We start from the raw sequence: 19697 nt of genomic DNA on the forward strand, positions 1-19697 counted from the left end.
GAGGTTAATCTTCCTTTGCCTTTATTTATTTTATAAGTGGCTGAAACCACCCCCAAAACTATAGTTTCAGCCACTTATGCAGCTTTCGTGGCTGAAACTACACATATTGACATGGTTTCAGCCACTTATTGCAACTTTTGATACAAATTGAATGAACGTGTTTTTTAGTTCCCAGGCATATTTGATCTTTTTCCCAAAAAATTTGTTCTCCTTGCAAGTTTTGAAGATTAAAAATATGCAACCATTATTGACGCCCTACACCTTAGGGAACCTGGAACTGAAAAACCGCGTAGTGATGGCGCCGATGACGCGCAGTCGCACTCCCGATACCGTGCCCAATGCGCTGAATGTATTGTACTACAGCCAAAGAGCCAGCGCTGGATTGATTGTAGCCGAATCCACCAACATCAACAGCTATGGCATGGGTGGTCCTTTTACGCCCGGCATTTTTTCCCCAGCACAAGCCGAAGGCTGGAAACAAGTCACCGCAGCAGTACACGAGCGTGGTGGCAAAATTTTCCTACAACTCTGGCACGCTGGCCGGGTAGCCCACCCCGACAACATCGGAGGCGAACAACCCGTGGCCCCCTCCCCCATCAAAGCAGAAGGTAAAGCTTTCACCGCCGACGGCTTTAAGGAATACGTGACCCCGAGAGAATTGAGCATTGCCGAAATTCAGACCATCATTGAAGAGTACCGTCAAGCTGCTGAGCAGGCCAAAATAGCTGGTTTTGACGGGGTTGAATTGCACGCCGCCTTTGGGTACCTGCCCAATCAATTCCTGAGCGATGCCGCCAATCAACGCCAGGATGAATACGGTGGCAGCATCCAGAACCGAACGCGTTTTGTATTGGAGGTATTGGATGCACTGTGTAGCGTATGGGGCTCCCAGCGGGTAGGCATCCGGATTGCGCCCAGCAATGTGTACAATAGCGTACTAGATTCCAACCCACCAGCCCTATATGGTCATTTGGTTGAAAAACTGAATGCCCTCAATCTGGCCTATTTGTCGGTGATGGAAGCCTTTGCCAAAGAGCACCCCAATCCTAATTTCATCTACGATGTATCCGATCATTTCCGGCCTTTGTACCAGGGGACTTTGATCACCAATGGTGGCATCAACCAGGCTAGGGGGAATTTCCTGATTGAATCGGGGCAGGCGGATTTGATTGCTTTTGGGCAGTTGTTTATTGCCAATCCGGATTTGGTGGAGCGTTTTGAAAAGGAGGCGGAGTTGGCGGTACCAGATCGGAGTAGTTTTTATGGGGGGGATGAACGGGGGTATACCGACTATTCTTTTTTATGATGCAGCCATCCTGACCTTACAAGTTGTAAAAAGTCATTTTCAGGAAGCAATAAAAACCTCACCTTTAGGAATTCCATTTTTTAAAATTGTATCATTGTTCTTTCCTTTCCCTAGTTCCAGCACTCAGCCCCTGAATAGCCAGATTGCATCTTAAAAACGCACAATGAACCTACGCACAGCGCATACCTTCCACATTCCGGTGATGGGACTTTCCTATACGATTGATTCTCCGATCAAAGTGGCACGATTTGGTATTTCATCGGTTGTTTCCATTATGGAGGACCATTTGATTGAAATCATACGCGAGCATTATTGCCAAACAACGAACAGGCATTATGAGCCCATTACCCAAAAGGACCCGGACTACCGGGCCAAAAGAATTACGGCCTATTTGAACCTGATGAATGCCATTGTGGGGGAACAAATGCAAAAAATGCGGGCTGATGCATTTGTGGAAGGCAGTGAGATTGTCCAATATTTTGAAATGCTTCCTGAAGGTAGTCCCTTAAAAAAAAGCTATCAGGATATGGTAACCTGTCCTGATGAGCAAGAGCGTTTGGCACTTCAAAATCACCTCAGGACACAATTGGTAGCGGGAAGTATTCTGGTCAATATCATGACCAAGGTTGACGGCGACAAGTGGGACAAACAAGGAGACATCATTCCCAATGGATCAGATGCTGTGACCGCCTTGCGGGGCTACATCAATAGTAACCTTGATCATTCTGCGATTGTTTTTTCGGCAGGGATGAACCCCAGGTTATACACCTACCTGGAACAGGTTGATGCTTTTGATCCGGATGAAAACCTGCAATTCCGCAAAAAAATAGTGATCAAAGTGAGTGATTACCGCTCGGCCTTGATTCAGGGCAAGTTTTTGGCCAAAAAAGGAATTTGGGTAAGTGAATTTAGAATTGAATCAGGGTTGAACTGCGGGGGCCATGCTTTTGCCAGCGATGGTTTTTTACTGGGGCCAATCCTGGAAGAATTCAAATCAAAACGCCAGGAACTGACCGAAGGCATTTTTGAACTCTACAAAACCGCCATCCACCAAAAGCTGGGTAGAGAACTCACTCAAAGTCCAGCAGTAGACATCACCGTCCAGGGCGGAATTGGCACCTTTGAGGAAGATGTGTTTTTGCACGCTCATTATGGGGTGGCCAGCACGGGATGGGGAACTCCATTTTTGTTGGTACCCGAAGCAACAACCGTAGATGAACATACACTCAATTTGTTGTGCCAGGCCAAAGAGCAGGATCTGGTTTTGAGCAATAGTTCTCCATTGGGTGTACGCTTTCATTATTTGAGGGGAACCACGGCAGACGTTGAGAAACAAACCCGGATTGTCAAAGGCAAACCAGGCAGCCCTTGTCCCGAAAAATTGCTGAGTTTTAATACCGAATTCACCAAAGAGCCCATTTGTACGGCATCGAGTAAATACCAGAAATTAAAACTGAAGCAGTTAAAAACCATGGATTTGACCGAAGCTGAATTTGAGAAGCAACAAACGGTAGTCCTGGAAAAAGAATGTTTGTGCATCGGATTGAGTAATTCAGCTGCACTGGCGCACGGGGTTACTTTTTTGGAAAAATACCAGGCGGTGAACATTTGCCCTGGGCCCAATATTGTGAACTTTTCGAAGATTGTCTCTTTAAAAACCATGATAGACCACATTTATGGTCGAACCAACCTGGTAAACAACCCAAGCCGCCCCCATATGTTTATGGCGGAAATGAAATTGTACCTCAATTATTTAAAGGAACAATTGATCAGTAAATTCGCTGAACTGGAGGATAGAAAAACTAAAAATTACTTCCGGTCCTTCATTGGGAATTTGGCGGATGCAATCGTTTATTACCAAAATCTGCCTGAGGGTGCGGTAGTGAATCGGCCCTGTTTTGATGCGGAATTGGCAAAGGCTGAGGTGGCCTTGGCGGGCATCAAGGAAACGTATTCGTTTGAGTGAGTTTAAGCGGGGCGAGCGGGGTGTTTTTAACAAAACATTAGCAAATGGTAAGGCCGCAATTGTATTGCTAACCGCGTCTTGAAAGAAAGTAATTTTGCTTTACACCTTTCAAGCACAAAGCATGATTTCCATTTCAATCTTATATCGAAGGGCTGGATACAAAGCTCCGCCCTGGCCCATTAGCCCTCTGCTTTTCATCTGTTTTTGCTTATCCACGCAGCTTGTGGCACAAGTTCAGCGTGGGCAATTCCATTTGGGTGGGCAGTTTTCTTTTGACATTCAGCAACAACAAAGTCAGCGCAACTTCTCCACAACCATTCAGCCCGAAATAGGGATAATGCTTTCCCCTCGATGGAGTATGGGTTTAAGTTTGCCTTTTCAATACAGAAGTTTCACAATTAGCGAACACTTTTATCAGCTCGGAATAGGGCCATTTATCCGCCATTATATTGATTTAAAGGCTGGATTTTATGGAATTGTGCACGCTCAAGTGACTAGCAGATTCAATCTTGGTGAGAACATTGAAAGCAATCCTTCCATTCAGGTTCAACTCAGCCCTGTGATCAGTTATTTCTTTAGTCCACACTTTGCATTTGAGGCAGGGCTGGGAGAGTTCCTCTATTCTTCTACCCGTTTTAATTTTAGCAATCAAGACTTTACGTCCCGTTCTAATAAACTGGAATTGCGTGCCATCCCGATTTTTAGCCTACGGTATTATTTACCCCACCCTACAACATCCAAATAATCATCCACCCAAAATTAATCGACCATGAAAAATAACATACTTATCCTCTGCCTGATTGGTTCAAGTAGTTTTTACCAGCCGCTCTTTGGGCAATTGAGCAAAGGGCAAGGCTTTCTAAATGGTAGCCTTTCCTTTTACAACAAAAATGATCAGAGCATCACAGGTACAAAAACCAGTTCCAACAACATGGGCATGAGCATTGGTGGAGGGCGCTTCTTCACCGACAAGATGGCTTATACCTTAGGGGCCAACCTTTACTCCTACAAAGACGAGGGCTTCAGTCTCATCTATACTGCCGTAGATTCCCGGCCAAATGGTCAACCCTTGTTCATCAGTGAGCAAGCCGCAACAAAAAACGAGTATACTAGTACCGATCTATCCATAGGGCTCAATCGGTACATCAGTCTAAAAGAAAGATTGGCATTGGTATTGTCCGGGAATCTTGTCGCCACTTTTCAAAACAATGATTATACCGAACAAGTCACAGGTAAAGCTGCGTTAAACATTTCCAGCAAAAGACAGTATTATGCCCTAAAATTGAACCCGGGTTTGATCTATTTTTTGAGTCCACGTTTTGGTTTGGGAGGGTATTTCGGAGGCTTCAACTTGCAGGTAGAGCCCAAATCGGACAATAATTCTGCGTCAGCTGTTTCGGGGAATTTTTCTACGAGCGGGGTGTTGGGGATTGGGTTGAGTTACTTTTTTAAGTAGACTTAATGCGACAATCGAGCTGTTTTCTACCCATTCTGCATGGGCAAATTCAGGTTTTTTGAACAAAAAGAAAAATTAAAACCAGGCTATCCGTACTTTTCAAATGGAACAACCTGGCTTAAAATAGTCCTGGCTCATCAATTACGATATCCTAGTCTTCATCCTCCACAACCAAAGTTCCTGCTATCATGTCGTGCAGTGCCTGTTTTTTTTCAGTGAATGCAGCCATAAAATAACCGATCAGTAAAATCATTGCGGAAATGATTTTGGCGAAATGCCGCCCAGTGGCTTGTCCGAAAGAAATGGCTTCGCCTTGTAGGTTAGTCACTTTGAGTTTCATGGCCCGTTTTCCAATGGTGGCTTGCTGAATGCCGCCTTCCTGGAAGGCGAAATAAAGCCATCGAACCACGATGAATAAAAGGGAAATCACAATTTGCTCAGCGGGCGAGTTGCCTACCGCATACCTCAACAAACGCAAAGGAAAAGTAATGATGATTCCATCGATTAAAGAGGCGGCTACTCGGCGCCAAAAATTAGCGTAAACCAAGTTTTCTACATCATAATCATGGTTGTCCTGTGAGGCAAAATCGTCAAGAACTTCTTGCATTTTAATGAATTTAGTTTTTAAATCAATTTAATTCAAACATATTTGTTGAAATACTATTGCGTTAACTGCCAAGAGCCACGTTTGGTTCCATGGCAAGGCTATAATTTGTAAATCATTTAGCTATCCCTCATAAGCTACACCCTCACTTCAAAACTCGTCCCTTTTCCGTCCACTTCAAAACTTGCGAGTTTTGAAGTGGACGAATTATCCCTTCACCCTCTTCACAACAATTTCAGGCCAAACGGCATTGTTCCTAATATAAACACAACAACCATGAGCCAAGCTGCACGCAACGTCCTGGGCAATCCGCTCCAGCCCTGTAGTCTAGATCCCCTGACTGGTTTTCACCGCGATGGCTTCTGCGACAGCGGCCCGGAAGACTCCGGTCGCCACCTGGTCTGCGCCATTATGACCTCGGCCTTTCTGGCTTATTCGCTCAGCCAGGGCAACGACCTTATTACGCCCAGGCCAGAGTGGCGCTTTCCAGGGCTAAAAGCAGGCGACCGCTGGTGCCTCTGCGTGCTGCGCTGGAAGGAGGCTTACGAGGCTGGGGTGGCGCCACCCGTAGTGTTGGAGGCTACACACGAATCCACCCTGCGTCATGTGGCTTTGGCCGACTTACAAGCTATTCTGCAATAGTGCAATTGAATAAATTAAAACAAAAAATTGCCTTGACTTTGATTCAAAATTTTTCGTAAATTTGTACAAACGTTACATATGGAGCGAATAGATCGAATTGAAAAAGCGATTGAAGAACTGGTCGCCTCACAAAAGAAAACGGACGAGCAGTTGGCTGAGTTAAGTGAGTCGCGTAAAATGGTGGACATCAAGTTTGCCGAACTTGCCGAGTCGCAAAAAGAAATGCAACGTCAGTTGGGAGGTATTGGCAACACCAATGGTGAATTTGCCGAGAACTTCTTTTATTCCTCACTTTCCAACAAAATGCAACTCGGCGGAGTAAAATTCGATTACATTGAGCGCAATGTCAAAAGAAGGGTACGCAACCTGACGGATGAATTTGACATCGTACTGTACAATGGCGATAGTGTCGGCTTACTCGAAATCAAAAATACCGTCAAAGCAGCCAATGTCACTCAATTGTTGCAAAGCAAGTTGCAAAACTTCAGAACCCTTAATCCCGAATACGCCGATGCTAAAATCTATTTAGGCATTGGAGGTTTTACTTTTGAAAATGAAGCGGTTAAAGATAGTGCAAAGGCAGCAGGGATCATTGTATTGGAGGTTCAAGGAGATCATTTTGAAGCAGATGTGGCAAATATGCGGGCTTTTTAGGGTATCCAAATGCTTATTGATAAACATTCCAATGACTAAGAGGAAGGTGCAAAAGCCAATGAAAACCTCCCCAAAAACAATCCTTTTCCTATTCATCCTATTCATTCACACCAACCTACCCGGCCAAAACCTCTCTTTTTTTGCCGGCCTCAATGGAACCACCCTCCATGATTACCATTCCTTCGAGGGGTATTACAATTCATCCTACCAACCGGGTTTGGGCTATAGCCTGGGCATTGGGGTTGACAGCATCGATTGGTTTTGGTGGAACATCCCCTTCAATATTAAATTGGAACGCTACGGTGCTCAATTGTACGCCATCGACGGTGGCTTGGGTGGCAGTTATTGGGTAGATGCCCGGGTGGACAAGTCCATTCTCACCTTGGGGATTTATCCCTTGAATTTTCGCATCAAGCCAAATTTCAAACTAAGCTTAGGCACGGAAATATCCTACTTGTTGGCTGAGCGATTACAGGGTAAATACGGCAGTTGGATAGGTGGACAAACACCTCAAGCGGGTGCCCTAAAGGAAAAATATCCCCGTTACAGCCGCCAGATTTACCTGGGTCTGGGTGCAAACCTGAGTTACGATTGGCCACTTTCACCATCGCTGATGGTCTCCCCTTATTGCATGTATTATTTTGGTTTATCCAATGAATTCAGGGAGTTTCCCAAAATTACGAAGGCCATGCGTGTGACCTTGGGATTGGCATTGCGAAAACGGTAATTTCGCGTCAAACCAAAATTTAAATTAAGCCAAGCTAAGCGAGGGCTAAGGCTAATCCGGTACCACCGTCAAGCCCAAAGAGCCCCATTTGAGTCCCTGTGCACCTCCTTCACAATCCAGGCGGATGTTGTCAAAAATCAGGCGGTCGCCTACTTTGGCCATACTGATCAGCTGTTGATTACTCGCGTTTATTTGCGCGCCAGGATTATTGGAGCCTATTGAATCCTGTTTTTTTCGTAGCAGAAACAAATTAAAACCCCGTACCTGGCAGCCTGCCTGGTATTTGAAGCCCGGTGCGGACTGGTCCAACACTTTTAACTTTTGTAGGGCGGAAAAAGTGATGTCGGCTTCAACGGTAGCGACGGGAAATAGGAGTTTACTATAATTCACTGCTGGGAATATCAAAAAAATGAAGCCCAGGCAAAGCATGTAATGACGGAGTAGTTGGAGTGGGTTGAACATTGTTGTGGATTTTTCTAGTATAATGTGGAAAGTGGAGATTGGTTACAGCAACTGAGCTTTGTTCGAGCTGCTGTAACCATCTGTATTAAGCGGCTATTCCTTTTTCTCTGGATCGGCAACGATTTTGAACATCATGTTATTGATTTTTCGCCCTTTTTCATCTCCAGGGCATTTGGCCCGAATGTTGTCAAAAATGATCTGGTCATTATATTAATTGCCTTCAGTCACCTTGAAAGACATGGAGTTTATTTTTCGACTTGCTTCGTCTCCTGGGCATTTAGCCCTGGGATTGTCAAATATTATCATATCGCCTACTTCAGCATTTGCCAGGATATCTTGAGCAGCCTGGACTAATTCATGACCAGGATTTACCACCTGAACGGGCAATTTCGTCCTGTCTTTGCTGATGTAAATCAAGTTGAATCCCAATAGTTTACATCCCGTTTCAAAATCAACTGGAATAAAAAGATCAATACTTTTTAGGGATTTGATTTTGGAGACACTTACCTCTCCATTGCTTTGATATGATCCTTGCAATACTGCAGTGGGATCAGGAATCGGCTTCACCCGAAACTCCACCTCCTGCCGATAATTTGGTGCCTCCACCAGAATTGTTGCCTTTCCTGGTCTAACCGCTTTGGCGATGAATTTCCCTTTTCCTGTTTCTATCAACTGAACATCCCGGCTACTCGCCTTTACCTGATCAGCGGGAACACCCGAAATGGCCACACTAATCGGGTTATCCACTCCCATGTACAACACATTCATTCGGTCGGCGGCTACACTGAGCACGGCATCATTGCTGCTTTGGGGCAGGCTGTCAATAGTGGCGGTCGTTATGCTTGGGGGAGGATTTTCTTCAACTGTTGCGGGGGAAATTGGTTCTGGATCTTTCACCAATGGCTTAGTTGTTGTCTTTGTCACTGCGGTTTCAGATCTTTCTGGCAATACAACGGTAGGTTTCACTTTGGGAGCAGGTGTTTTCTTTTCTGCTTGCACCACTGGGGCGAAGAGCCCCAGGGCAAGGAGCAAGAGGGGCATCAACAGAACCGCACTACTCCAGCGCTGGGTAAACAATTGAGGCTTGGTGGCAGAAGGGCCGGCCAATATCTGACGTACCCGCGTGGCAAAATGAGAAGCATGATTTTGAGCTTGCATAACCAAGGGTATATTTTGATGGTGATGTAATCGTTGCAAGTGCAGGAGCGCCTCGGCGTACACGAGTTTGTGGCAACCAGAAAGCAGGACAGCTTCGTCACAAGCCTCTTCCCGCAACTCCTGGATGCGGCGGCTGAGTACCCAAACCAGGGGGTGATAAAAAAAGAGGATTTGCAAGGACGCCAGCAACAGGTTGACCAAAAAATCGGCCCTGCGAATGTGAATCAACTCGTGGCGAATTAAGGCTTCCAACAATGCCGGAGGAGTTTGACACAGCAAGGCCACAGGCAGGATGACCACCGGGGAAAAATGCCCAAAAGTGAGAGGTGAACTCAGGCTGGAACTGCTGTAAAACCAAACTTTTTGACGCAAGCCCAGGCTCGTTTTTACCTGTTGAACCAATTGTAAAACCTGCGGATCAATTACGCGGCTACTCTTTTGCCGCAGCACACTCAAAGCCAGGTAATTCCAGGCAAAACGCAGGCTAAAAAAGGCCGTCCCCAGCACCCAAATGCCCACGAGCCAGTACAAGTGGCTTTCGATCCACCATTTGCAGCGTTGAAGAAAGGGAACTGGGGTTTGGCCACTATCAACCGAATGAGTATAAACAGGGTTGGCCGAAATTGAGTTAAAATCAGTCGTCAAGTTCGGAGCAAGATGCTGCACCTGTGCGAAATACTGCCATTCCAGGAATAGGGTAAAAGCACTGGCCAGCACCATGCCACCGAGCATAAACAATATGACCTGATGCCGCAATTGTGCGGAATAGGTACGCAAGAGTCGCTCCAGGCCAAGCGTGCAAAGGCCGAGCAACCCGATTTGCCAAAGGGAATGTAAGAGGGTCCAGCCCAAACTGAGGATCAGGGTATCATTCATGGGATTGCTGGTCTTTGAGGTTTTGAAGCAATTTTTCCAATTCCGCCAGTTCTGCCTGGCTGACTTTACCGGAACCCAGGGCTTGAATGGCCAATTGGGTGCCCGAACCTTCAAACAGTTGTTGAGCTAGTTTATCCACCAGGTTTTGCCGGGCTTGTTGCTGGGGTACCAAACTGCGGTAATAGTGGATCCCCTCTCGCTCTTCCCGGATGAGCAGGTTTTTTTTGTCGTCCAGCATGCGCTGGATTTGTTTCAAGGTAGTTGTATAACCCACTGCTTTGCTTGCACTCAAAGCTTCGTGGATTTGCCGCACCGTAGCTGGCTCAATTTTCCAGAGGATTTGCAGGATCTCCAGTTCGCCTTCTGAAGGCTGGGTAAAAGCATCATTGGACATAATCTACGACATTTGTCGTAAATATATTGACCTTTTTGATGAAGTGCAAGTTTTTCTACGACATTTGTCGTAATAATTTAACTGAAGGTTCATAAAAGTGATTTTAAGGTTAATAAATGGCAAATTGATTGCCCCAGGCGGCGGATTCCCAAAAAATCGTCTAATTTTCACTTCGAAAACACCTAAAGCCCTTTCCCCAACTTATTTTTGCACAAAAACTTGCCAGAATGAGAAGCTACCTTGCTTTTTTTGCTCTACTTTTCCTTGCCAATTTTGTAGTTGCGCAAACGCCCTCAGATCGCCCCAAGTTGGTGGTTGGTATTGTGGTAGACCAGATGCGCTATGACTACCTTTATCGCTATTGGGACAAATATTCCAGTGGAGGCTTCAAACGCCTGATTACCCAGGGCTTTAACTGCCGCAACAACCATTATCCCTACGCTTTTACCGAAACCGGCCCTGGGCACGCCACCATTTACACCGGAACCACTCCTTCTGTGCATGGCATTGTTGGGAATATGTGGTACGATAAATTCCAGGAACGGATGGTGTATTGTGCAGAAGACAAATCTGTAACAGCAGTAGGAGCTCCGAGCAACGCTGCATTGCAAATGTCACCCCGCAACCTGATGGTAACCACCCTGGGGGATGAGCTCAAACTGGCTACCAATCACCAGTCGAAAGTAGTTGGCGTGGCACTCAAGGATCGCTCTTCTATTTTTCCTGCCGGATATTTCTCCAATGGCACGTATTGGCTGGACATCAAAACCGGAAATTTTGTCACCAGCGATTTTTACACCAAGGCCTTGCCCAAGTGGGTTGAAAATTTCAACGAGCAAAAGATGGCCAGGGAATTGGTTAAAAAAAGCTGGACTCCGTTGTTGCCGATTGAGCAGTATACCGAAAGTGACGCAGATGATACCCCTTATGAAGGCAAATATACCAATGAGGATAAACCTGTCTTTCCTCACAAACCCGAGGAAATTCGCAACTTGCCTTACTCACCCTGGGGCAGCACCCTCACCACCGAAATGGCCAAGGCAGCCTTATTGAATGAACAATTGGGCAAGGACGCCATTACTGATCTTTTGGCGGTTAGTTATTCCTCTACCGACTATGTGGGCCACCTTTTTGGAACCAGCTCCATCGAAGCAGAGGACACTTACCTGCGTTTGGATTTGGAACTAGCTGGCTTGCTGAACTTTCTTGATCAGGAAGTGGGTAAAGATCAATACCTGGTTTTCCTAAGTGCTGACCACGGTGCCCCTTACAATCGGAGTTACATGAGCGATCGTCGCTACACCAAATGGGCAGTGATGGGCCCTGCCATTCAGGACTCGCTGAATCAGCATTTGGCTAAATTGTTTGGTGCCAAAAAACTGGTGTCTATCTACAATGAGCAAGAGCTGTTTTTTGACCACAAACTCATTCAGGAGTATAAATTGTACAAGCCAGATGTGGAACGTGCTACGGTAGAATTTTTACTGACTCGGCCAGAGATTGCCTGTGCATTTGTGCCTCTGAATGCGGATATCAGTACCTGTAGCGGTTTCAGAAGGGAACTATTGCAAAACAACTATTATTCCAAACGTTCGGGTGATGTCATGTTTAGTTTGGAGCCAGGTTTTCTCAATTCAGACTATCCTAAGGGAGTGACGCATGGGGTTGCCTACGAATATGATACGCACGTCCCCCTGCTTTTCTACGGTTGGAAAATCGAACCAGGTTCAACAAACCAACCCACTTTTGTCAATGACATAGCACCCACCGTGTCCGATTGGCTGAGCATCAATGCACCGAATGGCGCTTCGGGGAAGCCGGTGCAGGGAATTGTGCTGAAGAGATGAAAGATGAGAGATGAAAGATGCTACCGCAGCGTTTTTGACAATGACCTTGTCTAAGTCTCTGCGGTAGCATCTTTCATCTCTCATCTTTCCTGTTTCATCTTTCTCAAACCGCTGGATCCGCAGGCGTATTCGCCTGATTGTTGTCCCGTTCCACGTTAGGATATGGGAAAAAATTGCGGTTGCGCTCAAAATTGGCATCGTTGGGACCGGGGCGACCGAAACGACGGCAATCATCCAACTTTAAACCCGACAAATACAACTCGATACAACGCTGCTTGTAAATTTCCTCCAATACCGCCCCTTGCGTTTCAGCACCGCTGTAAGCCGCTAATTTTGCGGTCACATTGAGTGGGTCGGTGGCTTTGGTACGGATTTTATTCAACTCGGCAATGGCCTCTGTGATTTTGTTTTGGCGGGCCAAAACCTCTGCTTTGATCAAGGTCATTTCGCTGGGCAGGTATACCGGAATCACGTCCAGGTCACTTTTGAAAAAGCCGGTTGCTTTGCTCAGTGTAGTTCCACCCAGGTAAAAGGCGATCCGGGCATCTGCTGCTTCAGGAGCCAAAGTGCCAGTAAGGCCAAAGTTGGCTACTCCAGCCACCACGTTGTTGCTCACAAAACCGGAACGGTAGACCGGGTTCTGATTCACCGCATCGTATTTGAATACCGAAAGGACCGTAGGGCTAACTGCATTGGCAGCCGTTAGTGCATCATCCAATTTGCCATTCATCAAACTGAAACGGGCGATCATGGCCTGGATCGCATTGGTCAAGCTGATGTCCGTACCCACTTTGGCATTAAAGGTAGCCGAAAGCGCATTTGCCTTGATGGTTGCATCGGCTTGTTTGAGGATGGCAATGGCTTCATCCAGTGCGGCGGCACGGGGTTTGAATCCGGGGCGTTTGCCGTCAATGTACTCGGTGGAAGAAACCACCTCGGTAGGCACCTGCTCCCAAAACTGACAAAGGGTACCAATCGCCAATGCCTTAAAAAACAGGCCATAGGCTTCCACTCCCGCTTTGGTGCCAGGATCACCAACGACCGAAGAATTATCGATCAGTTGCTGCGCATAAGCTTTGACCAGGTTGGCACTCGTCCAAAGGTTGGCCATGGTTGAATTGGCACCGTTAAGTGATCCTTTACCTGCTTCGAGGGAAGCCAGGGTGTTGTTACCTGTATTCAATACGGTCAACTCCTTGGTGGCAAGTCCATTACAAATTACGGTGTTGTACAGGGCGCTGGTGGCACCAACCGACCATTCCCGCCGGATACCGACTGCCAGGCCCATCAAACCATCCGCAGAACTCAATACCTCCGTTTTGGTGGCGGCATTGGGGTTTACGTATTCTTTGGTACAGCTGCTCGAATGCAGGAGCGCAGCCAAGCCTAAAAAGCTACAAATGATGTATTTTAGTTTCATTGTTTACCTTTTTTAGAGTTAGAAACGACCATTCAAACGAACCATCAGGGTACGAGGAATGGGTACTGCGCCAAAATCATCGCCGCGAACCCGGTCACTCTGGCCAGCAGAGTTGGCCTCTGGGTCAAAACCCTGATAGTTGTCAAAGGAATACAAGTTGCGACCAATGATGCTGATGTTGAAATTGTCGAAAAGACCCTTTACTTTGCCCAATTCGTAGCTTAGGGCTACTTCACGGATTTTGACAAATGATCCATCCTCCACGTGTTCTTCCTGAATCCGGCCACCGTTGATCCCCCCAGCTACTGAAGCTACAGTACCCCGAGGCACTTCACCCCGGATTTCCTGCTCAGCCAAGGGTCCCCAGCCTACGTTGTTGGAGGTGATGCGGTTCCAGTTGTATACATCGCCGCCAATCACAGCGTCGAACAAGACGTAAAAGCTCAGTTTTTTGTAAGCAAGATTGGTATTGAATGACCCGGTCCAATCGGGCGTTGGATCTCCTATTACCTTGCGCAATTCAGTACTGCCTACCCCGGTGGTTTTGGGTTGGCCATCTGCTCCACGGTCGGGAGTGCCTTGCAGCGCAGTGGTTTGTACCCCACGTTCAGGTTGGAACAAGCCCTGGGTGGTTTTTAATGGGTTGCCATTGTTGTCGCGAGCGTAATAAGTGCCATAAAAAGCGCCAAAGGATTGGCCATTCAGCACTGCTTGTGGGCCACCTGTGCGCAGGTAGAAGAAGTCACCATCGATGCCGTACACGCGGTTGCGGTTTTGGTTGTAGAGCAGCCCAAGGTCCCACTTGAAATTTTTGGTACGCACCAGGGCAGCATTCAGCATCAATTCAAAGCCTTTGTTGTCCATGTAGGTATTGTCACCCACGTTGGTTACAATGCTGGTACCGCCTACAGAAGGAGGAACGGGCTTGGTCAACAACAAGTCAGTGATCTTTTGACTGTAAATGTTCACACTCAGGCTGAGGCGGTTTTTCAAAAACGCAAAATCGCCGCCAAATTCAAATTCGGTCATCTTTTCAGGCCGTACCGAAGGGTTGGCGAAGGTGGTAGACGGGGTAATAGAGGCCAAACCTCCAATCGAAGACAAGAGGTAATTGTCAAAACGATCATAAGCACCAATCCCGGTCAGGTTACCCGCCTGGCCGTAAGCTGCCCGCAGTTTAGCTGAGGAAATCAGATCTTTGTTTTTGATGTAATCAGACAATACCCAGCTCCCCGAAACCTTGGGGTAGAAGTTGTTTTGGTTGTCTTCGGCAAAAACGGAAGACTTGTCAATCCGCCCGGCCAGGGTGATGAAGACCTGTTCTTTCCAGCCAAAGGTCTGCTGGATGAACGCACCAGAAATGAAACGTTCAGAGATGCTTTGCACCGGACGGTTGAACAGGTTGTTGGCCGCAGCAATGGTTTTGCCAAAAGGTGCCAGGTCCCTTCCATCCTGTGCAGCGTACTGCCGGCGGTTGTACTGGATTTGATAGCCTGCCATGGTGGTTGAATTCAGGGACTTGCCCAGGTTGCGGTTGTAGGTGATGTTCAAGTCGTTGTTGAAGAGCATCAGGTTGTCGGTGGCCAAACTCACGTAACCATCGGGGAAGAAGTCGGCACTTACCCCACTATAAGGCAAGCGTGGGTGGTATTCGTTCCCTTGTAATGAGTAGATGTCGCCACCTCCAATCAAATCGATGTTCAAACCTTTGACGGGGAAGAGGCTTAGCTTAACATTACCCATGGTGCGGTAAGTCTGCTGGCTAATGTCAAAGGTTTCGATAATGCTGAGTGGGTTGATGCGCACTTGTTCCACCTGGCGCAGGTTGCCGTTGGCGTCCCGTTCGTTGAGGTCCCATACGTTGTCGATGATGAACACACCGGAGATGGGGTTGAAAAAGTTGTTGCCGTTGGGCATGTCTTGTGAGCGGGAGAGGTTAGCTCCCAGGCCAAAGGACAATTTTGCCCAGGAGGCCAGTGTTTGGTCAAGGTTGAGGCGGAGGTTGTAGCGTTTGAAGTTGGTATTTTTCAGGATACCTTCATTGTCAAAATAGCCAAGGGAAGCGTAAAATTGGGTTTTGTCGTTGCCCCCACTAAAGGAAAGGTTGTTTTCCGTTCCCATGGCGCTTTGGAAAATATCATCCCAATAATTGTAACGTTTCACCGCGTATTTGTCGGTGACCAGGGTACGTGGCGTGTAACCTGCTTTGACAAATTTTACACCTTGTGAAGTTAAAGTGGCATCAGGTAAACCAACGGTCAGCAGAATCGTCAAGCGGTCCTGCGCTGTTTCCAAACGATCGTTCCCTTTTTTGCCAAAGCGCTCACCAATGGTGGTCATGGGGATTTCCTTGCGTAAGGCACTGGTAACAAGGCTGGTTGAAAATTCAACCCGCAATTTTTCGGATTTGCCACGTTTGGTGAAAATTTGGATTACCCCATTGGCAGCACGAGCACCATATAAGGCTGCGGCAGAGGCACCATTCAGCACTTCAATGCGTTCGATATCAGAACTATTGAGGTCTACAAGGCGGTTTTGCCCCGCTTGAAAACCGGTAGTTTGGGCGTCAGCATTGCGGTTGATCACGTTTTGGGAAGAGTTGTCTACGATAATCCCGTCTACGATATAGAGCGGGTCGCTGGAACCGTTGATGGAAGACGCGCCCCGCAAACGCACACTGATCCCTCCGGCAGGGTCACCCGAGTTTTGGGTGATTTGGGCCCCCATTACCTTGCCCTGAAGTGCACCAAGCGAGTTTGTGGTTGCCGAGTTTTTGATCTTGTCCGAATTGAGCACGGAAATGTTGTTCCCCAAGGACTTACGAGTGGTTGTGGATGTGTTACCCGTAACCACTACTTCATCCAGGTTGAGCATGTCAGGCGACATGTCAAAATTCAATTGAAAAGTAGCGTTGCTGGTCGAAACCTGCACCGTTTGGCTACTGTTGGCGTAACCAATGTAACTGGTCACCACGGTGTATTCCCCTTCAGCCACTTCTCCGCTGAGGGTATAATTGCCATCCAGATCGGTGATACTGGCAACAGGGGTGCCCTTCAGTTGAATGTTCACACCAATGAGTGGTTCCCCAGTCTCATCTTTGACCATTCCATTGACCTTGAGCATTACCTTGCCTTGAGCATAGCCGACCCAGGGAAGCAGCAAGAGCAAAGCCATGCCGCTTATGTACCTGAACACGTACTTTTTGTTCATACGCTTAAGTTTTTTATAGTTGAGTAATCGTGATCCAGCCATTTCTTGCGAGCATTTTTGCAAGTTTTGATGCTGGTATTTGCAATAATTGCAGCTAAATTAGTTTTAATTCCTGCATTTACTACAATTTGCAGCTTATTTTTCGATAATTTGCAAAATTTACACAAAGTACCCTTGAGATTTTTGCAAAAAATGCCCTGTTGCTTTTGGAGGAAAGCAAGGCTGTGCAGATTGTGAACTTCTTTTTAGAAAAAATTGGTGGCTAAATAGTTAATACAGCCTGATTCCAAACCGTATGGCCATTGCCCGTTACTTCGGGCAAATAAACACCATCTAACTTGTCTGGACGAACGTATTTGACCAAAAATTCAACCTTATCATCTCGCTCAATGCGCCAAATGGCACCCTCCACGGGGTCCAAAGCGCCGTAGTGACTTTCGCTTAGCAGTTGCATAGCATCCTGGATGGGTAAAGCTTGCGCGCCAACATATACGGTTGGGACTAGGGCAATTTCACTGGAGGCCAGTCGACTTTGAAACTCGGCAAAAATCACCCGTTCGTGCCGGTTGTACAACAAATCGAAAGCAACAAAGGGCTCCCGGTTTTGCAAATCATAACGGGTGCCGTGAGCCTGCAACAACCATTCACCACAAAGGCGTTCCCCTTCCAACAGCACGGCATCGAATAGTTTGTGGCGTTGTTGCACCCAATTGGCAAAGTGATGGTGTTGCTCATAAGGTGAAGAGGCGGCGTGGTGCCCGGAACGAACCAAAGGAATGATCTCGCCATGTAGTTTGGCGATGCCTACATTGGAACCATCGAGTTTTTCCTGGACGATCACCAGGTCTTTGGCATCGCGAGTTTGTTCGGTAGCGATCCGTGCCTGGCCCTCCGGACAATGATGATCTCCACTGCCCAGTCTTGAACCGGGTAGGTGTGGGATAGAGCCATAAGATTTGTGACCGAGCGGCTTTGCCATCTAATAATACGGTTTACCTTCCATTTTTTCGACATACTGTACTTCGCCCAGGCGGACCTTCACCGGAAATTTAACAGCCTTTTCCATTTTTACCTCCATTTTGCAAAAAAAAGGAAGCTGCTCTACAGAATACCATTGGGGAAAGCTGGCGGCAGAAGTAAAGTTTTGGCGTTTTTGCTTGTCTGTAACAGCGACAAGAGGCGTTCGGTTCCAAAAAGATAAGGTAGAAGCAGTGGTGACTTTTTGCTGGAGAGCGGGAATGGATTTACCCGCAATGCGCCAGTCGTTTTGCCCGTGGAGCAGGCAAATGTTACCAATAAATAGCAATAAAATGGTGAGTAACTTGATCATGATGCAAAAATAACACCAAGGGGCACTTCGATGTTTAGCTTTTGTACAAATGTAGTTTTTTTAAGACAAAAAAGCAAATGAATTGTTTGTCGTGCCCGTTGGAATTCACTCGTTTATTTGTTTAAATTGTGTAAAAAATCAGCATAGTCTATGTCTACCAATCGTCGCAAGTTTTTGAAAAAAGCCGCAGCGGCCACTACGCTGCTCACCGGATTGTCCCAGCAAACATTTGCCAAAGGACAAACCTCCACCCAAATTTTGGAACCTTACGCCAAACCCGTTTCGCCGCTCGATAACATCCGTATCGGGCTGATCGGTTGTGGCATCATCGGCCATTTTGATACCGATACAGCCTTAAAGGTGCCCGGCACCGAATTGGCCGCAGTATGTGACCTTTACGATGACCGTCTGGTGCGGGCCAAAGAAAAATGGGGCAATCAAATCTACACCACCCGCGATTACCGTGAAATCCTGCAACGCAAAGACATCGATGCCGTGCTCATCTGTACGCCAGACCATTGGCACGACCGCATCTCCATCGACGCCCTCAATGCAGGAAAACACGTGTACTGCGAAAAACCGATGGTACACCACATCGAAGAAGGCGCAGCAGTGATTGCAGCGGCGAAAAAAAGTGGTAAAACCTTCCAGGTAGGCAGCCAACGCGCTAGTTCCGCGGGGATTCACAAAGCCCGGGAATGGTACGAAAAGGGCTTGATTGGCGAGATCAATTACGTCGAGGCGGCCATGGACCGTTGTGACGCATTGGGGGCCTGGAATTACACCATGCCTTTTGACATCGACGCCAAAGCCATCGATTGGGATCGTTTTCTGGGCGACGCCCCCAAACGTTCATTTGACGCCGTACGTTTTTTCCGTTGGCGCAATTTTAAAGAATACGGCACGGGAGTAGCTGGCGATTTGTTTGTACACCTGATCACAGCCTTACATACCATCACCGGTTCCGTTGGCCCCAATCGCATTTTTGCTACGGGTGATCTCAATTATTGGAAGGATGGCCGCGATGCCCTGGATTTGGTTACGGCCCTGATGGATTACCCTAAAACTGACAAACACGCCTCCTTCACCTTTATGACCCGGGTCAACCTGGCTGATGGCGGTGGCGGTGGTGGCGTGACGCGACTGGTGGGCTCTGACGGAGTGATTGAATTGGGCTGGAACGACGCCACGCTCAAAACCCTCAAGCGGCCCACAGCGCCAATGTACAGCCCATACTACGATTCGTTGTTCACCTACTCAGAAGCAGAACAAAAGAAATTTTTGAAACAATACGACGAAAAGTATCCGAAGGATAAATACACCCACGATGTAGAATTCCAGGAAAAAGTAACCTACATGCCTGCCGACGGCTACGATGACCGTTACGATCACATGGTGGTCTTCTTTAATGCGGTGCGTGGGCAAGGGAAAATTTTGGAAGACGCGGTGTTTGGTTTCCGCGCTGCCGGGCCTTCATTAGCGGCGAATATGAGCGCGGAGCAGAAGCGGGTGATCAATTGGGACCCGGTGAACATCAGGCTTAAATAAGTTGAGAACGACTTAGTCCTTTGGATGAAACATTTCTGAGGTGTCCCTAAAGTGCCTTTGGTGTCTAAGGTGGTGAAGAAAATATGTGCTCTTCGCG

17 protein-coding genes are annotated in these 19697 nt (G+C 47.3%); 9 read left to right on the forward strand and 8 right to left on the reverse strand.

The genetic code is table 11. The features are described 5' to 3' along the window. Positions 1–235: 235 nt before the first annotated feature. From SFV55_RS01805 to SFV55_RS01820, 4 genes are all read left to right on the forward strand, one after another. Complete coding sequence (locus tag SFV55_RS01805; protein WP_320027736.1) at positions 236–1306, forward strand: alkene reductase; 1071 nt, start codon at positions 236–238, stop codon at positions 1304–1306. Between the two features lie 163 nt (positions 1307–1469). Beyond that, positions 1470–3272 carry a hypothetical protein gene (locus tag SFV55_RS01810; protein WP_320027737.1) on the forward strand — a complete coding sequence of 601 codons (1803 nt, stop codon included), beginning with the start codon at positions 1470–1472 and terminating at the stop codon, positions 3270–3272. A 121-nt stretch (positions 3273–3393) separates the two neighbouring features. Continuing rightward, positions 3394–4017 carry a hypothetical protein gene (locus tag SFV55_RS01815; RefSeq protein ID WP_320027738.1) on the forward strand — a complete coding sequence of 208 codons (624 nt, stop codon included), beginning with the start codon at positions 3394–3396 and terminating at the stop codon, positions 4015–4017. Between the two features lie 24 nt (positions 4018–4041). Then, the gene (locus tag SFV55_RS01820; RefSeq protein WP_320027739.1) at positions 4042–4728 is read left to right on the forward strand and encodes a hypothetical protein; all 687 of its coding nucleotides are present in this window, start codon (positions 4042–4044) and stop codon (positions 4726–4728) included. Between the two features lie 151 nt (positions 4729–4879). On the opposite strand, the gene SFV55_RS01825 is transcribed toward SFV55_RS01820, so the two are convergent. Further along, the gene (locus SFV55_RS01825; RefSeq protein WP_320027740.1) at positions 4880–5335 is read right to left on the reverse strand and encodes an RDD family protein; all 456 of its coding nucleotides are present in this window, start codon (positions 5333–5335) and stop codon (positions 4880–4882) included. A 273-nt stretch (positions 5336–5608) separates the two neighbouring features. Here SFV55_RS01825 and SFV55_RS01830 point away from each other — a divergent pair, with 273 nt between their 5' ends. The 3 genes from SFV55_RS01830 (at position 5609) to SFV55_RS01840 (ending at position 7355) form a co-directional block, all read left to right on the forward strand. Next, entirely contained in the window at positions 5609–5974 is a 366-nt protein-coding gene (locus tag SFV55_RS01830; protein ID WP_320027741.1) for a DUF2237 domain-containing protein, read from the forward strand. Positions 5975–6052: 78 nt separating this feature from the next. Further along, positions 6053–6628 carry a hypothetical protein gene (locus tag SFV55_RS01835; protein WP_320027742.1) on the forward strand — a complete coding sequence of 192 codons (576 nt, stop codon included), beginning with the start codon at positions 6053–6055 and terminating at the stop codon, positions 6626–6628. Positions 6629–6686: 58 nt separating this feature from the next. Then, positions 6687–7355 carry a hypothetical protein gene (locus SFV55_RS01840; protein ID WP_320027743.1) on the forward strand — a complete coding sequence of 223 codons (669 nt, stop codon included), beginning with the start codon at positions 6687–6689 and terminating at the stop codon, positions 7353–7355. Between the two features lie 51 nt (positions 7356–7406). Here the strand turns inward: SFV55_RS01840 and SFV55_RS01845 are convergent, their stop codons facing one another. From SFV55_RS01845 to SFV55_RS01855, 3 genes are all read right to left on the reverse strand, one after another. After that, a complete protein-coding gene (locus tag SFV55_RS01845) occupies positions 7407–7817 on the reverse strand; it encodes a GldM family protein (RefSeq protein ID WP_320027744.1) in 411 nt (136 codons plus the stop codon). A 210-nt stretch (positions 7818–8027) separates the two neighbouring features. After that, a complete protein-coding gene (locus SFV55_RS01850; protein WP_320027745.1) occupies positions 8028–9851 on the reverse strand; it encodes a M56 family metallopeptidase in 1824 nt (607 codons plus the stop codon). Next, positions 9844–10245 carry a BlaI/MecI/CopY family transcriptional regulator gene (locus tag SFV55_RS01855; RefSeq protein ID WP_320027746.1) on the reverse strand — a complete coding sequence of 134 codons (402 nt, stop codon included), beginning with the start codon at positions 10243–10245 and terminating at the stop codon, positions 9844–9846. The genes SFV55_RS01850 and SFV55_RS01855 overlap by 8 nt, the downstream gene beginning before the upstream one ends. A gap of 227 nt (positions 10246–10472) precedes the next feature. Between SFV55_RS01855 and pafA the strand changes: the two genes are divergently transcribed. Then, positions 10473–12092 carry an alkaline phosphatase PafA gene (gene pafA / locus SFV55_RS01860; protein WP_320027747.1) on the forward strand — a complete coding sequence of 540 codons (1620 nt, stop codon included), beginning with the start codon at positions 10473–10475 and terminating at the stop codon, positions 12090–12092. A gap of 103 nt (positions 12093–12195) precedes the next feature. Here pafA and SFV55_RS01865 read toward each other — a convergent pair whose 3' ends face one another. The 4 genes from SFV55_RS01865 to SFV55_RS01880 all read right to left on the reverse strand — a co-directional run bounded on the left by SFV55_RS01865 (position 12196) and on the right by SFV55_RS01880 (position 18052). Then, on the reverse strand, positions 12196–13512 hold the full coding sequence (locus SFV55_RS01865) for a RagB/SusD family nutrient uptake outer membrane protein (protein WP_320027748.1): 1317 nt from the start codon (positions 13510–13512) through the stop codon (positions 12196–12198). An 18-nt stretch (positions 13513–13530) separates the two neighbouring features. Further along, entirely contained in the window at positions 13531–16722 is a 3192-nt protein-coding gene (locus tag SFV55_RS01870; RefSeq protein ID WP_320027749.1) for a SusC/RagA family TonB-linked outer membrane protein, read from the reverse strand. 262 nt (positions 16723–16984) lie between these two features. Then, on the reverse strand, positions 16985–17701 hold the full coding sequence (locus SFV55_RS01875) for an RNA ligase family protein (RefSeq protein WP_320027750.1): 717 nt from the start codon (positions 17699–17701) through the stop codon (positions 16985–16987). Further along, positions 17702–18052 carry a hypothetical protein gene (locus SFV55_RS01880; protein ID WP_320027751.1) on the reverse strand — a complete coding sequence of 117 codons (351 nt, stop codon included), beginning with the start codon at positions 18050–18052 and terminating at the stop codon, positions 17702–17704. It lies immediately after the preceding gene. 150 nt (positions 18053–18202) lie between these two features. Here SFV55_RS01880 and SFV55_RS01885 point away from each other — a divergent pair, with 150 nt between their 5' ends. Then, the gene (locus SFV55_RS01885; RefSeq protein ID WP_320027752.1) at positions 18203–19600 is read left to right on the forward strand and encodes a Gfo/Idh/MocA family oxidoreductase; all 1398 of its coding nucleotides are present in this window, start codon (positions 18203–18205) and stop codon (positions 19598–19600) included. Positions 19601–19697: the final 97 nt, after the last annotated feature.

The sequence above is a fragment of the Haliscomenobacter sp. genome (genome assembly GCF_033763495.1).
Classification (GTDB): Bacteria; Bacteroidota; Bacteroidia; order Chitinophagales; family Saprospiraceae; genus Haliscomenobacter.

Coding starts and splice junctions, on each gene's coding strand:
- SFV55_RS01845 (WP_320027744.1), bottom strand. CDS start 7,817: ATGTTCAACCCACTCCAACTACTCCGTCATTACATGCTTTGCCTGGGC.
- SFV55_RS01880 (WP_320027751.1), bottom strand. CDS start 18,052: ATGATCAAGTTACTCACCATTTTATTGCTATTTATTGGTAACATTTGC.
- SFV55_RS01820 (WP_320027739.1), top strand. CDS start 4,042: ATGAAAAATAACATACTTATCCTCTGCCTGATTGGTTCAAGTAGTTTT.
- SFV55_RS01875 (WP_320027750.1), bottom strand. CDS start 17,701: ATGGCAAAGCCGCTCGGTCACAAATCTTATGGCTCTATCCCACACCTA.
- SFV55_RS01805 (WP_320027736.1), top strand. CDS start 236: ATGCAACCATTATTGACGCCCTACACCTTAGGGAACCTGGAACTGAAA.
- SFV55_RS01810 (WP_320027737.1), top strand. CDS start 1,470: ATGAACCTACGCACAGCGCATACCTTCCACATTCCGGTGATGGGACTT.
- SFV55_RS01870 (WP_320027749.1), bottom strand. CDS start 16,722: ATGAACAAAAAGTACGTGTTCAGGTACATAAGCGGCATGGCTTTGCTC.
- SFV55_RS01815 (WP_320027738.1), top strand. CDS start 3,394: ATGATTTCCATTTCAATCTTATATCGAAGGGCTGGATACAAAGCTCCG.
- SFV55_RS01885 (WP_320027752.1), top strand. CDS start 18,203: ATGTCTACCAATCGTCGCAAGTTTTTGAAAAAAGCCGCAGCGGCCACT.
- SFV55_RS01830 (WP_320027741.1), top strand. CDS start 5,609: ATGAGCCAAGCTGCACGCAACGTCCTGGGCAATCCGCTCCAGCCCTGT.
- pafA (WP_320027747.1), top strand. CDS start 10,473: ATGAGAAGCTACCTTGCTTTTTTTGCTCTACTTTTCCTTGCCAATTTT.
- SFV55_RS01855 (WP_320027746.1), bottom strand. CDS start 10,245: ATGTCCAATGATGCTTTTACCCAGCCTTCAGAAGGCGAACTGGAGATC.
- SFV55_RS01850 (WP_320027745.1), bottom strand. CDS start 9,851: ATGAATGATACCCTGATCCTCAGTTTGGGCTGGACCCTCTTACATTCC.
- SFV55_RS01825 (WP_320027740.1), bottom strand. CDS start 5,335: ATGCAAGAAGTTCTTGACGATTTTGCCTCACAGGACAACCATGATTAT.
- SFV55_RS01835 (WP_320027742.1), top strand. CDS start 6,053: ATGGAGCGAATAGATCGAATTGAAAAAGCGATTGAAGAACTGGTCGCC.
- SFV55_RS01865 (WP_320027748.1), bottom strand. CDS start 13,512: ATGAAACTAAAATACATCATTTGTAGCTTTTTAGGCTTGGCTGCGCTC.
- SFV55_RS01840 (WP_320027743.1), top strand. CDS start 6,687: ATGAAAACCTCCCCAAAAACAATCCTTTTCCTATTCATCCTATTCATT.